The 14,336-nt window shown below is 67.7% G+C and carries 9 protein-coding genes; all 9 read right to left on the bottom strand.

Annotation, left to right across the window (positions count from 1 at the left end):
- Positions 1–8: 8 nt before the first annotated feature.
- The gene (locus VGK20_04245) at positions 9–1,175 is read right to left on the bottom strand and encodes a hypothetical protein (protein ID HEY2773247.1); all 1,167 of its coding nucleotides are present in this window, start codon (positions 1,173–1,175) and stop codon (positions 9–11) included.
- Between the two features lie 75 nt (positions 1,176–1,250).
- Complete coding sequence (locus VGK20_04250) at positions 1,251–3,014, bottom strand: DUF2079 domain-containing protein (GenBank protein ID HEY2773248.1); 1,764 nt, start codon at positions 3,012–3,014, stop codon at positions 1,251–1,253.
- A gap of 22 nt (positions 3,015–3,036) precedes the next feature.
- Positions 3,037–4,965 carry an asparagine synthase (glutamine-hydrolyzing) gene (gene asnB, locus VGK20_04255; protein HEY2773249.1) on the bottom strand — a complete coding sequence of 643 codons (1,929 nt, stop codon included), beginning with the start codon at positions 4,963–4,965 and terminating at the stop codon, positions 3,037–3,039.
- A 56-nt stretch (positions 4,966–5,021) separates the two neighbouring features.
- Complete coding sequence (gene feoB, locus VGK20_04260; protein HEY2773250.1) at positions 5,022–7,280, bottom strand: ferrous iron transport protein B; 2,259 nt, start codon at positions 7,278–7,280, stop codon at positions 5,022–5,024.
- Positions 7,277–7,576 carry a FeoA family protein gene (locus tag VGK20_04265; GenBank protein HEY2773251.1) on the bottom strand — a complete coding sequence of 100 codons (300 nt, stop codon included), beginning with the start codon at positions 7,574–7,576 and terminating at the stop codon, positions 7,277–7,279. The genes feoB and VGK20_04265 overlap by 4 nt, the downstream gene beginning before the upstream one ends.
- 103 nt (positions 7,577–7,679) lie before the next feature.
- Entirely contained in the window at positions 7,680–9,143 is a 1,464-nt protein-coding gene (gene lpdA / locus VGK20_04270) for a dihydrolipoyl dehydrogenase (GenBank protein ID HEY2773252.1), read from the bottom strand.
- A gap of 6 nt (positions 9,144–9,149) precedes the next feature.
- Complete coding sequence (locus VGK20_04275; GenBank protein HEY2773253.1) at positions 9,150–10,658, bottom strand: dihydrolipoamide acetyltransferase family protein; 1,509 nt, start codon at positions 10,656–10,658, stop codon at positions 9,150–9,152.
- Positions 10,655–13,030: a transketolase gene (locus VGK20_04280; protein HEY2773254.1), complete on the bottom strand. Its 2,376-nt coding sequence runs from the start codon at positions 13,028–13,030 to the stop codon at positions 10,655–10,657. Before VGK20_04280 ends, VGK20_04275 begins: the two co-directional genes overlap by 4 nt.
- A 176-nt stretch (positions 13,031–13,206) precedes the next feature.
- The coding region (locus VGK20_04285) for a hypothetical protein (protein HEY2773255.1) at positions 13,207–14,336 on the bottom strand (1,130 nt) is incomplete at its 5' end.

Here is a 14,336-nt window from a genome sequence, read left to right on the forward strand (position 1 = left end):
AATCGCCGCTACTGCGCGCCGTCGAGAAACCCCGTCAGTCCCGATGCCGAGTGCGGGCCGATCGCGATCTGCTCGAGCACGCCGACTCCTTCCTCGTCGCCCATCCGGGCGCGCACGACCTGCTGCGTGTGCAGGTTGTCGAACGCGAGAGGATCGAGGTCGGCAGAGTCCCAGGATTCGCCGGTGATCGCCATCTCGCCTTTCCAGCGGCCGTGGCCCCACTCGGGGTGCTGGTAGCCGATTCCCTTCATGTGGAAGGTCAGCAGCGGTTCCAGTGAAATTTCGTGACGGCTGCCGTCGCGGCCGACCAGCGCGAGGTCGGCATGACGCGCGCGCCTCGTGCCCGGCTCGTACTGGAGACGATGCTCGACGCGAGCCATGTATCGGATGCCGGCGTCGTTGACTCCGGGAACGTCGTCGGGAGTCTCGTAAGCCGGCACGAACGCGCCGTCCTGGTGCCACGGCGTCCCGTCGCTCTCCTCGAACGTCGCAAAGTGCGTGCAGTAGCGTTTCCAGTGGATCGGCGCCCACAGGAAGAAGAACTGCGGCATTTCCAGCCGCGGCGCGCCGTCCATTTCCGGCGGGCCGACCGGACGGATTCCCCACGAGCGGTCCTTCGTGCCGAACACGCGCTCGCGCTCGATCGCCAGCGTGCGGCCCGCGTAGCGCACGGTTCCTTCCCAGCGCCCGTACTGCGCGAAGCGCGTCGCATCCATGAAGATGCGCTGCCCGATGCGTCGCGTCTGGCGCCCCTCTTCGACGCAGGCCGTGCGCGCCGAGAACATGAGGTCGACTTCGATCCCGGTGTCGTTCGGAGCGATGACGACGCGCACTCTTTTCATCGGCTCGACGATCTGGATCGAGAACGGTCCGACGGTCGTGTCGGAAGGATCCTCGGGAGCGCGGCGCGAGGCATGGAACGAATGCTGCTCCCCGTCTCTTGCGATCGAGAATCCGCAGTCGAGAATGCCGCGGTGCGGGTACAGCCCCATGCCGATGCCGAAGTAAAAATCCCCGTCTGCGGCATAACCGTTGAACCAGTAGCGATCGTAGACGTTGCGGTCGCTGGAGGCCGGATGCGCGACGGGCTCGGGTGTCTGGTGGATCGGATAGTCGTCGAATTTCGAGAGCACGTCATCCTCCTGCAGCGCGTTGCCGTTGTGGCGGCTGCGCACGCCGTCGCACCGGCGCGAACGCTCGATCCATATGCGAGCGGCGCCGGCCAGTCGACCAGCCCAGGCCGCAGCCGGCTATTTGCTGCCGTCCTGCGTAGGGCAGAGCAGCGCGGTCTGCGGATCCTGCAGGTAATGACCGAGTCGCAGGACGTCCGCATAGCGGATCTGACGGTCGCCGTCGATGTCGCAGACCCAGATCGGGCACGGCTTCTTCTTCATGATCGCGAACGCGATCCAGCGAAGATCCTCGTTCGAGATGATGCCGTCGCCGTTCCAGTCCCCGCACGTGGCATTGGCGGCCGGCGGCACGTGGTTGACGCGGCGGTACAGCTGGATGCTGCCGGCAGTGGCGATGCGCTCGAAGCGCATCTGGTCGCCGAGGTTGCCGAGGATCTGCATCACCGGCTCGCGTCCCGGCACGTCCCGCGACGCCACGTATTCGACGGTGTCCGGGTTGGCCTGCTTCTCGCCGTGGATGCCCCAGTTACTTTCCTCGAAAGGGTTCGGGAACATGTAGATATAGCGGCGGTGGCTGAGATGCGGAACAAGCGAGTAGTCCGCGGCGACCACCGCGTCCTTCGGGATCCGCGCGAGCAGCCGGTTGGCCTGCGCGATCCTGTCGTCCGACTTCAGCATCTCCCACGCCTCCGGAAGCACCTGGAGGCGATTGAGCGGCACCTTGCTCAGCCAGATGTTGGAGGCCACCGCGGCCGCCAGTAGCGCGAGCTCGGGCAGCGGCGCACGGGCGAGAAAAAAGCGCGGCGTCGCCGCAACGCCGCCGGGGTCCTGCGACAAAGAAGGTGCCGTCTTCGGCCGCTGCCATTTCGCGACGGCGTCGACCGTGGCGACGATCAGGAACGGCAGGATCGTCGCCTGGTAGTGGTACGAGAGGTCGCGCATGTACTGCGCGTCGGACAGAAGATTGGCCACCAGGGGCGCAGTCGCCGGAATCAGCCACAGCGGCGCCAGCACGAACAGGTAAAGCTGCGCCAGCCCGACCTGAAGCAGGTAGATGCCGTTCTCGTGCTGCAGGAATTTCGACGTGATCCATGCCGGGTCTTTCGAGTGGTAGCCGAGGCTCGAAAGGAACCCTCCGGTCTTGAACCGGAAGAATCCCATTCCGTTGAAGTGCGGCAGGATCACCCACACGCAGAGCGCGAAATAGAGCGTCGCAACCGTCGCCAGCACGAAGCCGGTGCGCCGGCGCCGCGCGTCGAGCAGGAGCACGAGGCCGACGCCGATGAAGACCAGCGGCACGTCCTCCTTGCACGACATCGCCAGTGCCGAGGCGATCCAGAAGACGGCGAGGCGGCCTCCGCGCAGAGCGTCGATCGCCGCCAGCAGGAACGTCTGCGCAAACGCGTCGGGGTGCGCGTGGTCGAGGTTCAGGTTCTGGACTGCAGGGTTCAGCAGGTAGCCGGCGGCGAGCACCAGCGCGAGCCACGGGCGCTGCGGCACCTCGCGAAGCGAGATGCGCATGACGAACCAGGCCCCGGCGGCGATGAACAGGGTCTGCATGACGAGCAGCGCGCGAGCGTCGTCCCAGATCCAGTACAGCGGCGCGAGCACGAAGGAGAACAAACGGACGTGGTCGCCGAGCAGGTGGAGGCCGCGCACCGTGACGAAGTAGTCCGTGCCGTGCCCGGCCAGCCAGACGCCCTGGTCGAACGTGCCAAGATCAAAGGCGTAGGTCTTGAAGCGGTCGTGGGAGATGCACGTGTAGAGCGAGAAATACGCGAAATAGACCCCGGCCAGGAGCAGGACCAGAAGCCGGACGGTGCGGACGTGACGCTGGAAAGACGGCATCGGGGCGACAGTCGCGTCTTTGATCTTCGACATGCTGCGACGGCAAGTTGCGGCGCTACGCCGACGGGCGGAAACGCTGCTGGATCGTGCAGGCACTGAGCAGCATCATCAGCGCCGGATCGATGGCGGTGCGCTCGGCGACGCTCATCGCGGGCAGGCGGTCGAGCAGGCCGACGACCTTGCCGCGGTCGTAGAAAGGCAGCGATTCGAGCGCTTGGCCCCTCAGCGTCTCCTGCAGCAGCTCGTGCAGCTTGCCGTCCGGCGCTAGCGCCACCGGCGGGCTCGTGAACGGATGCTTGTGGCGAGCGTAGACGGTTTCGGTCAGCACCGGCCTGGCCGCTTCGCGAAGCACGTATTTTTCGACGGTGCCGCGGATCTTCTGGCGCACCGGCAGGCTGCGCACCAGCTCGACGACGTGATGGTCGAGGAAAGGTACGCGGCCCTCGACCGAATGCGCCATTTCCATGCGGTCGCCGAGCATCGTCAGCACGTAGTTCACCAGCTGCGTCTTGGCCCAGAGGTACAGCGACTGGTGCACCGGAGAGCGTCCGGCGAGCTGCCCCGCGACGTCGATGTGGTCGATGAGGCCGCCGAAAGAATCACGACCGGCCATCAGGCGCAGGTACTGGTCGGAGAACAGCGCGTGCATCTTGCGGCCGGTGCTGCCGTAAGCCTCCATCCAGGACGGCACGAATCCGAGCGCGGTTTTGACGCGCCCGGCAGGAAGCGAGTTGCCGTCGGGCAGCAGCAGGCCGTGGCTCAGCGGATTGGCGCTGTCGAGCTCGGCAAGAAGGCGCGCGACGACCTGCGGCTCCTGTCCGGCGCTGTCGTAGAGCAGCATGTCACGGCGAAACGGCGGATAGCCGCCGAGAATCTCGTCGGAGCCTTCGCCCGTCAGGACGACCTTGTATCCGGCTTCGCGCACCGCGCGGCTCAGCACGAACTTGGCCACGCCGTGGGCGTTGAGGCACAGCGTTTCGCCGTGCCAGATCGCGTCGGCAAAATGCTCCGCGAGATCGGCCTGGGCCAGCGCAATCGGCTGGAATTCGGCGCCGACCTTGTCGGCCATCTCGCGCGCAATCGGCCCTTCGTCGTATTCGGCGCGGTCGAAGCGCAGCGTAAAGGTCCGGATCGGTTTGATTCGATGCCGGCTCGCCAGGCCGAGCACGGCGCAGGAGTCGATGCCGCCGCTCAGGTAGCAGCCCACCGGTACGTCGGCGCGCAGGCGAAGCCGGACAGCCTCGTCGAGCGCATCGCGCAGCAGCTCGGCGCATTCCGCGTCGCTGCGCTCGTCGACGGCGTCGGCAAGCGGATAATCGAAGTCCCAGTAGCGCTGGATTTCCACGCGACTGCCGCTTGCGACGAGCAGGTGCCCCGGCGGCACCTGGCGCACCGACGCGAACAGCGTGCGGTCCTGGCGCGGAACGACGAGGCTGTTCGCATCGAAGAACGACTCATGGTCCCAGCGCGCGGGCACTCCGGCCGCGAAGAGCGCCTTGGCCTCGGACGCGAACAGCAGCTTGCCGCCGCGCTGCGCGTAAAACAGCGGCTTGATGCCGAAGCGGTCGCGACCGGCAACGAGGATGCGCCGGCGCGAGTCCCACAGCACGAACGCGAACTCGCCGCGCAGGTGCTCCATGCACCCCAGGCCGAGGTCCTCGTACAGGTGCAGCAGGATCTCGCTGTCGCTGCGCGTCGCGAAGCGGTGTCCCTTGTCTTCGAGCTCGCGCCGGATGCGTTCGAAATCGTAGAGCTCGCCGTTGACGACCGCGTGGATGGTCGCGTCCTCGTTGGCAAGCGGCTGGTCGCCGGTGGAGAGATCGATGATGCTCAGCCGCGCATGACCGAGCCCGATCCTGGCTTCCTCGTCGATCCAGCAGTGCCTGGCGTCCGGGCCGCGGTGGTGCAGCGCGCGTGTGGCTCGCTCCACACTGCCGGCGTCGACAGGCTCGCCGTCGGACAGGATCGCGACGATTCCGCACATGGCGGTTGTCCTATCGCGGGAAGGCGGTAGCGAAAAGGCCGCGTCCGCTCGCCCGCTCAGGCAAAGCCGGCGAGGCGGCCGAGCTGGAAGACGGCGAAGCTTGCCGTCCACGCCAGCGCCGTCATGTAGCCGAACAGGAACGCCGGCCACGCCCAGCCGCCCGTTTCCCTGCGGACCACCGCCAGGGTGCTCATGCACTGGCAGGCCAGCGCGAAGAACACCATCAGCGACAGCCCTACCAGCGGGCTGTAGACCGGCCTGCCGTCGGGATGCGTGTCGGCGCGCATGCGGTCCCGCAACGCCACGCTTCCCTCGCCGCCCTTCTTCCCGCCGCCTGCGTCGTCCACTCCGTAGATCACGCCCATCGTCGAGACGAACACTTCGCGCGCCGCGAATGCACCGACGATGCCGACGCCGATCTTCCAGTCGAAACCGAGCGGGGCGATGGCCGGCTCCAGCGCCTTGCCCATGCGTCCGCCGGCGCTGTTCGCCAGCGAATCGGCCTGCCACTGCGCGTGCGCAGCGGCGGGAGCACCGGGCGGCGGCTCGGGCAGCTTCGGGAACGACAGCAGCACCCACAGGCCGATCGTGCACCACAGGATCACGCTGCCGGCCTCGGTCAGGAATAACCGCGAGCGCATCCACATGAGCTGCAGAACGCTCGTCAGCATCGGCATGCGGTACGGCGGCAGCTCGAGGATCAGCGGCACCCGCGGGCCGCGCAGCACGGTGCGACCGAGCACCGCAGCCGCACCAAGCGCCGTCAGCGTGCTGAACACGTACATCGCGACCATCAGCAGGCCCTGCACCGGCACGAAGCCAAAAACTTTCGACGGAGGATACAGCGCGGCGATCACCAGCGTGTAGACCGGCAGCCGCGCCGAGCAGGTCATCAGCGGGATCACCATCATCGTCAGCAGCCGGTCGCGGCGGCTTTCCATCGTGCGCGTGGCAAGGACCGCCGGAATCGCGCACGAAAATCCCGACAGCATCGGCACGAAGGCGCGGCCGTGCAGGCCCACCGACCGCATCACGCGATCCATGAGGTACGCCACCCGAGCGAGATATCCGGAGTCTTCGAGCACGCCGAGCATCAGGAACAGCAGCAGGATCTGCGGAAGGAACACGAGCACGTTTCCGACGCCGCCGACGATGCCCTGCACGACCAGGTCGGTGAGGATACCCGCCGGAAGCACCGCCGACAGCCAGCTTCCGGTCGCATCGAAGACGCGCTCGACGAGCGAGATCGCGGGGTCGGCCCACGCGAACAACGCCTGGAACACCACCAGCATCACGAGGAGAAACGTCGCGAAGCCCCAGACCGGGTGCAGCAGCACCGAGTCGATACGCTCGGTCAGCACCGCGGTGCTCGACGGCGCGTACAGCGAAGGAACGTGGGCGTCGAGGAACGCGTAGCGCGCGCCGATGATTTCCCCGTCGAGATCACGACCTCGCGCCGCAGCTCTCTCCTCTTTCAGTTTCTCGCGCAGCCCGTGCGGAACGGCCTCCAGCTCGTCGTCCCCGTGGATGCTCGTCAGTGCCCACAGCGCCAGCGCCTGCTTTGCGCCTGCGCTCGCGGCAACGCCCGACGCAACACCTGCGGCAATACCTGGGGCAATACTTGGGAAGGGAGAAAGCGCATCGAGCCACTGCCGAGGAAGCTCCGTCGCGATGCGGTCGGCGCAAGCAAGGACCGCCTGCGGATACGGAATGGCCGGACGCGGCGGAGTGCGGGGCGACGCCAGTGCATCGGCAACGGCCGCCTGCAGTTCGGCCATGCCCTGACCGGTTCGAGCGGAAGTGGGGATGCACGGGATCCCGAGCAGCAACGACAGCGCCTTTGCGTCCGGCAGCGATGAACCCGCCTCGTCGATCAGGTTGAGCGCGACGACCGCAGGCACGCCGAGCTCGAGGATCTGCAGCACGAGGTAAAGGTTGCGCACGAGCTGCGTGGCGTCGGCGACGATCAGCGCGAGGTCGGGCTTCGGGTTGCCGTTCCATCCGAGCAGCGCGTCGATGGCGATCTGTTCCTCGGCCGAGCGTGCCGACAGCGAGTAGCAGCCGGGAACGTCGAAGACCTCGGCATCGAGCGACGCTCCGTCACGTTGCGCAAAGCGCGCGCGGCCGCTTCGCCGGTCGATCGTGATGCCCGGGTAATTGCCGACGCGGGCCCGCTGACCCGTCAGCCTGTTGAACAGGGTGGTCTTGCCGGTGTTCGGATTGCCGACAACGGCGACGAGCGGAGCAGCGTCGCTGTTGCGAAGGACCGGCGACGCGTCGTCGTGACAGGAAACCGCTGCGCCGGTCGCGCTCACGACCTGCAGCCGGAGCAGGCCGCAACACTCGCGTGCGCCGGCTCGGGCGACAGCACGTCGGTCGGCTCTCCGGAAAACACCGTGACTTCGGCGGCCTCCGCGACGCGGATCGAGAGGCGGCAGCCGCGCACCAGGAGCTGGATCGGATCTCCGAGGGGAGCCACGCGCACGACTTCGACCGGCGTGCCCGGCACCAGGCCGAATTCCATCAGGCGGCGGCGAAAGCCGGGCTGGCCGCCGACGCGAAGCACCTTCGCGCGACTGCGAAGCGGAAGATTGGAGAGCGGGGTCACCATCGCAAAGCCTTGATCGCCTCGGCGGCACGGGGAGGCTCGGCTCCCTTTGGCGCCATCCTGAAAACGATGTTCAATTTCGGAATACGGCAGCGGGGGGCGGCTGTCAATCCCCGTCGCCTCCGGCGCTGCCCGACTCGCGCGCCGGCGGCGCTTTTTTCTCTGAAAAACCGGCAGGTTGGACTGGAAACGCCGCTTCGACGGCTTCGGCGATGACCTCCGACAGCGTCGGGTGGGGAAACACCGTCGCGAGGATCTCCGCTTCGGTCAGCTCCCCCGCCAGCGCGAGTGCAAAGGCCGGGATCAACTCGGTTACTTCGGGGCCGATCAGGTGGGCACCGACGAGCTCGCCGGTGGTCGCATCGAAGAGCGTCTTGCAGAAGCCGTCGGTCTCGCCGAGCGCACGGGCCTTGCCGTTTCCGACGAACGTCGCGCGCCCGATCCTCAGCGTGCGTCCGGCCTGCTTCGCCGCCGCTTCGGTGAGGCCGACGCTCGCAGCCTGGGGCCGCGCGTAGGTGCACGAAGGAACCTGGCTCGCGATGAGCGGTCTCGCACCGGCGGCCCCGGCGATGCGGTCGATGCAGACGACTGCTTCGCGACTCGCCTTGTGTGCGAGCCACGGCGGTCCGGTCAGGTCGCCGATCGCGTAGATCCCTTCCTCGCCGGTCGCGAGCCACTCGTCGACGACGACGTGGCCGCGGTCGACGCGCACGCGGGTCTGCTCGAGCCCGAGGCCTTCGACGTTGGCCGCGATGCCGGTGGCGACCAGCAACCTGTCGGCGCGAACCGCCTCGGTGCCGGAGGCCATCGTCAACGTGAGGCTCACCGAATCCTGCTCCTTCGCGACGTCGGAAACCGTCGCGCCGGTGAGGATTCGAACGCCCTGCTTCTTCATCGCGCGCTGCATCGCCTCGCCGATGTCGGCGTCTTCCAGCGGCAGGATGCGCGGCTGCATCTCGATCAACGTGACCTCGGATCCGAGAGTGCGGAAGAAACTCGCGAACTCGACGCCGATGGCACCGGCGCCGACGACGGCGAGCGAACCAGGCAGCGCGGGCGGGACGAGCGCGTCCGGATAAGTCCAGACGACGCGGCCGTCGCTTTCCATGCCGGGCGGCACTTTCGCGCGCGCGCCGGTGGCAAGGATGATGTGACGGGCACAGACGACGCTTTCTCCTGCCGCGGCCTTGATGCGGACTTTTCCACGACCGTCGAGCGTGGCGTCTCCTCGCAGCACCGGCACCTTGGCCGCGCGCAGCAGGGCCTCGACGGTCTTTTCCATTCGCGACGCGGTCTTGCGCGCGCGATCGACGATGGCCGCAAGATCGATCTCGACGGCGCTTGCGCGGATGCCGAACGAAGCGGCATCGCGCATCGTCGCGAACACTTCGGCCGAGCGCAGCAGCGCCTTCGTCGGAATGCAGCCCTGGTTCGCGCAGACGCCGCCGAGGCGGTCACGCTCGACGACGGCCGCCGACAGTCCACGCGCGGCGGCGCGAAGCGCGGCGACGTAACCGCCGGGTCCCGCGCCGATCACGACGACGTCGAAGCTTTGAGCGCCTTCTGCCATCGCCCTTCAGACCAGCATGCGCGCCGGCTCCTCGAGCAGGCGGCGGATTTCGGCCAGCAGCCTGGCACCGGTAGTGCCGTCGAGCACGCGATGATCGGCGGATACCGACAGCGTCATCACGGTGCCGGCGACGACGTTTCCATTTTCGACGACCGCGCGAGGCTCGGCCGCTCCGACTCCGAGGATGCAGGCCTGCGGAGGATTGATGATCGCGAACATTTCGCCGACGCCGTGCATGCCGAGATTCGAGATCGTGAATGTTGCGCCGTCGTACTCGCTGGGCGCGAGCTTGCCGTCGCGTGCGCGCGCGGCCAGCGCGCGAATCGTCTCGCCGATCGCCGCAAGGCCGAGTCCGTCGGCGCCGCGCACCACCGGCGTCACCATGCCGTCGTCGAGGGCGACCGCCACGGCGATGTCGATCCGATCGTGGCGGATGATGCCGCCGTCGTCGCTCCACGAAGCGTTCGCCTCGGGAACGCGCCCGAGCGCAATCGCAGCGGCGCGCACGACGAAGTCGTTGACCGAGATCGAAAGGCCGTCGGCCTTCAGCCTCTCGCGCACGTCGAGCAGCCGGTCCACGCGGCAGTCCGACGACAGGTAGAAATGAGGAATCGTCGCCTTCGAGCGCGTCATCCGCTCGGCAATCGTCTTACGCACCCGCGACATCGGTGCGGGTGCGGCGGCGGCTCGCGTTGGCGTCGCACCCGGCGCGGCCGGACGAGAGCTCACCAGGGCGAGCGGAGACGTGCGACCGACTGCCGCCTCGACGTCAGCCTTGCAGATCTTGCCGCCGATCCCGCTCGCCGAAAGGGATGCGAGCGGGATGCCGGCCTGCGCGGCCATCCGGCGCGCAAGAGGAGTGGCCGCAATCTCCGCGTCGTCGTCACCGCTTGCGGCCTCGCGCGCGGGCCTTGCGACGTGCAGCAGCGGCGGTTTTCGTGGTTCGACTTTTTTCTCGTCGCCACGCGCCGGACGCTCCGGCTTCGCCGCTTCCCTCTCACTCGGCGCGGGCGCCTGTCGCTGACTCGGCGCAGGCGCCTGTGGCTGACTCGGCGCGGGCGCTTGTTGCTGACTCGGCGCAGGCGCTTGTTGCTCACGCGACGCGGCCGCTTCCTTCTCGCGAGGCGGCGCCGTGTTGGCAGCCGTCGTATCTTTGGCTTCCTCCGCGTCCTTCCCGCCTTGGGCCTGAGCGTTCTCGCCGCCCTTCTGCTCGACTTCGTGCGGAGCGTCGGCCGACGCTTCGCCAATCGGTTTCGACTGCGCCGCCGCCTGCGCGTCGGTCTCGATTTCTGCGAGCACCGAGTCTACCGCAACGGCGCCGCTCCCTGCCGCGACGACGATGCGCGCGAGCACGCCGGCTTTCGGAGCCTGGAGGTCTACCGTCGATTTCTCGGTTTCGATCTCGGCAATCGCTTCGCCTTCGGCTACCGCTTCGCCTTCGCTCTTGAACCACGCCGTCACCGACCCTTCCGACATCGAGTCGGACAGGCGCGGCATCCGCACCTCGACTTTCATGACAGGGCCTCCAGCACGGCGCGGGCAGCGGCATCGACGATCGCGTCCGTGTCGATGCCGTAGTGATGAAACAGGTCGGGAATGTCGCCCGACTGGCCGAACTTCCCGTTGCCGAGCGGCACGATGCGGTAGTCGGCAACGCCTCCGAGCCAGCTGAGCGCGGCCGGATGCCCGTCGATCACCGAGACCAGCGAAGCGCCCGGCGCCAGCACCGAAAGCTGCCGCTCGAGGTGGCACAGCGCGTTCCTGTCGCCCGCCCGACGAGCGTGCGAGGCCGCAACCCACTCCTCGTGGCAGCGGTCGGAGGACGTGACGACGAGCAGCCCGGCTTCGGGCATGTCTTCCCGGATCATCTCGACGGCCTGGCTCGCTTCGGCCGTGACGACGCCGGTGGCGACGACGGCAAGCGAGCTTCCGGCAGCCGGCGGAATCAGCCAGTAGGCACCGTGGACGATGTCGCCGGCCAGCGCGTCGTCGATCTCGCGCTTCGGCTGTGCCAGGTGCCGCGTCGAAAGGCGCAGGTACACGGAGGAGCCGTCGGGCTTCTGCATGTACTCGAACGCGAACCGCAGGATCGTCGCGAGCTCGTCGACGTAGGCAGGCTCGAACGACAGCAGGCCCGGCTGCCCAATCCCGATGAGCGGCGTACTCACCGACTGGTGGGCCCCGCCTTCGGGCGCGAGCGCAAGACCCGAGGGTGTCGCGACGAGAAGGAAGCGCGCGTCCTGGTAGCACGCGTAGTTCAACGCATCGAGGCCGCGCGCGATGAAAGGATCGTAGACCGTGCCGACCGGCAGCAGGCGCGCGCCGAACAGGCTGTGCGACAATCCCATCGCCGCGAGCGCAATGAACAGGTTGTTCTCGGCGATGCCGAGCTCGATGTGGTGTCCCGACGGTGAGGCAACCCAGCGCTGCGTCGTCGCGAGATTTTCGTCGACGAACGCGTCGGGCTGGGGCTTACGGTCGAAGACGCCGCGGCGACTGACCCACGCGCCGAGGTTCGTCGAGCTGGCGACGTCGGGAGATGTCGTGACGATGTGGTCGGCCAACTCGCCGCCGGTTCGCGCGAGCTCGCCGAGGATGCGGCCGAAACCTTCCTGCGTCGACATCGATTCGGCGTGCGGAGCGGGGAATTTGGCCGGGACGGCGATCGGCGCCGCCTCCAGGCGCCGCGGTGGATGCTGGTAGAGGGCGCTACCGGCAACGAGGCGCTCGAGCGCGGTCGCGTCGCCCAGCGTTCCTTCCCAGGGATCCCACTCGTGCCCTTCGCGCACGCCCATCGATGCGCGGAATTTCTCCATCTGCTCGGGGCTCATCAGCCCTGCGTGATTGTCCTTGTGACCGGCGAACGGCAGGCCGTAGCCCTTGATCGTGTACGCGAGGAAGCAGGTTGGCCTGTCGTCGGTCGCGGCGTGGAACGCGTCGAGGATCGTTTCCATGTCGTGGCCGCCGAGGTTCGTCATCAGCGCGGCCAGCGACGGGTCGTCGTGCTCGTCGAGGATTTCGCGGATTCCCGACGTGCCTGCCAGATCGCGCTGCAGGTGCTGGCGGAACTCGCCGCCGCCGCGATAGACCAGCGACGAGTAGAGCGAGTTCGGACAGCTCTCGATCCAGCTCCTCAGCGCGTCGCCGCCGCGGCGCGCGAAGGCCTGCTCGAGGCGGCGCCCGTACTTCATCGTCACGACGCGCCAGCCCATGTTCTCGAACACCGCGTCGATGCGCTGGAACATGCGGTCCTCGATCACGAGATCGAGGCTCTGGCGGTTGTAGTCGATGATCCACCACAGGTCGCGCACGTCGTGCTTCCAGCCTTCGAGCAGGCACTCGAAGACGTTGCCCTCGTCCAGCTCGGCGTCGCCGACCAGCGCGATCATGCGGCCGGGTTTCGTCGCTTCGGGGACCATGCCGCGCGTGTGGACGTAATCGCGGACCAGCGACGCGAAGCTCGTCATCGCGACACCGAGACCGACCGAGCCCGTGGAAAAATCGACGTCGTCGGCGTCCTTGGTGCGCGAAGGATACGACTGGGCGCCGCCGTAGGCGCGGAAGCGCTCGAGGGTGCCGCGCTCCTGGCGCCCGAGCAGGTACTGGATCGCGTGGTAGGACGGGCTCGCGTGGGGCTTGACGGCCACGCGGTCCTCCGGTCGCAGGCAGTCGAACCACAGCGCCGTCATCAGCGTCGTCAGCGACGCCGACGATGCCTGGTGCCCGCCCACCTTCAGGCCGTCGCGCCTCGGCCGGATGTGGTTGGCGTTGTGGATCATCCAGCACGCCAGCCAGAGCACCCGCTTTTCGAGGTCGCGCAGCAGTGCCAGCCGGGAGCCGGGCTGCTCAGGCGTTGTTTCGTTCTTGAGGATGGGACCCTGGTTCATCGGGCAATTCTACACTCAGATTTACCGTTCCCGCATTGCGATTATATCTTAAATAGCGCCGCTTTCAGCAATTTTCGCAAAGAACGGGCAGGCAGGTGCGCCACAATCATCCTCTGCAGGCTCTATTGTGGAAAGACGCAGCGGGGAGCGCCGCGATTCGGGCCGATGCACCGTCCTCACTTGGCCGGGGGGTCGATCGAAAAGCCGTCACCCAGGTCCCCGGGGTCACGCATCCTCAGGCCTTTGTTCGGTTCCGGCGTGCACGGCAGCGGCGCATACCAGCAGACCTGGTTTTGCGGGACCTTGACGACGAGCCCGCTCGGCAGCGTCTCGTCGTGAACGACCGGAGGGCTGGTGCTCTCGAATTCCTTCAGATCGAGCCACGCCGGCATCCCGCGCCACACCGGCGACGCGGCGCCGGCAAGAGCGGTGGCGACCACGAGCAGTCGCAGCAGCAAAGAAGCGCGCTCCCGTGGCTCCGGCAGCGCGAGCACGATCATGTCGATCGCGAGGATCCACAGCGCCGCGCCCTGGTAACGCACCATCGGCGTGTTCGTGAACGAGAACCAGCTCGCCAGCAGCGGCGCCGCCAGCAGCAGCAACGGAAGCAGAGGGCGACGCCCTGTCCACCACGTCCACGATCGGCCGACCAGCATCACGGCGAAGCCGAAAGCCACGGCGGCCAGGGGTCGCAACGCATCGGGCTGGAACCAGCCGAGGGATTCCAGGTGCTGGTGCCACCAGGCCGGATCGCGGAAGGCCATCGATATCGGAGCCACCGCCATCGGCCCCTGGATGAACGCCGTCGCGTCGACGCGCGCGATCCAGTCCACGCCGAGCGGCAGCAGCGCGGCGGGATAGAACGGAAATCCGCTGGAAACCGTGTTGAGGTAGATCCACGTCAGCGCGGGCGGGAGTGCTGCCAGCAGCGCGAGCGTCGCGGCCTGCATCGTCGTCGCGATGCTGCGTCCGCAGCGCCACGTCCACCACGCCAGCGCCACTGCCGGCGTCGCTACCGCCAGGCCCGCGAGCGACAGCTTGATCGTCAGCCCCGTCGCACCGAGGAACGCGAGGCGCACGAGGTCCGCGCGGCGCGGCTCGCGCTCGGCGAGAAGCTCGATGAGCTGGCCACCGATGGCGATACCGTAGACGAACACGACCGTGTCCGGCATCGGGCTGGTCAGGTAGAGGCTGAAAACCAGCTCGGCCAGCGCGACCAGCGACAGGGCGTGGTAGACGTCAGAGGCCAGGTGCGCCGCTGCGCGCCGGCGCAGCAGCCGCGAGCACGCAAACAGGCCGCGGCACG

Source organism: Candidatus Binatia bacterium, from assembly GCA_036493895.1.
Classification (GTDB): Bacteria; Desulfobacterota; Binatia; order UBA1149; family CAITLU01; genus DATNBU01.

Bases quoted from the DNA above. Each gene is read 5' to 3' on its own strand.
- VGK20_04250 (HEY2773248.1), bottom strand. From the start codon at position 3,014: ATGTCGAAGATCAAAGACGCGACTGTCGCCCCGATGCCGTCTTTCCAG.
- asnB (HEY2773249.1), bottom strand. From the start codon at position 4,965: ATGTGCGGAATCGTCGCGATCCTGTCCGACGGCGAGCCTGTCGACGCC.
- VGK20_04265 (HEY2773251.1), bottom strand. From the start codon at position 7,576: ATGGTGACCCCGCTCTCCAATCTTCCGCTTCGCAGTCGCGCGAAGGTG.
- lpdA (HEY2773252.1), bottom strand. From the start codon at position 9,143: ATGGCAGAAGGCGCTCAAAGCTTCGACGTCGTCGTGATCGGCGCGGGA.
- VGK20_04275 (HEY2773253.1), bottom strand. From the start codon at position 10,658: ATGAAAGTCGAGGTGCGGATGCCGCGCCTGTCCGACTCGATGTCGGAA.
- VGK20_04280 (HEY2773254.1), bottom strand. From the start codon at position 13,030: ATGAACCAGGGTCCCATCCTCAAGAACGAAACAACGCCTGAGCAGCCC.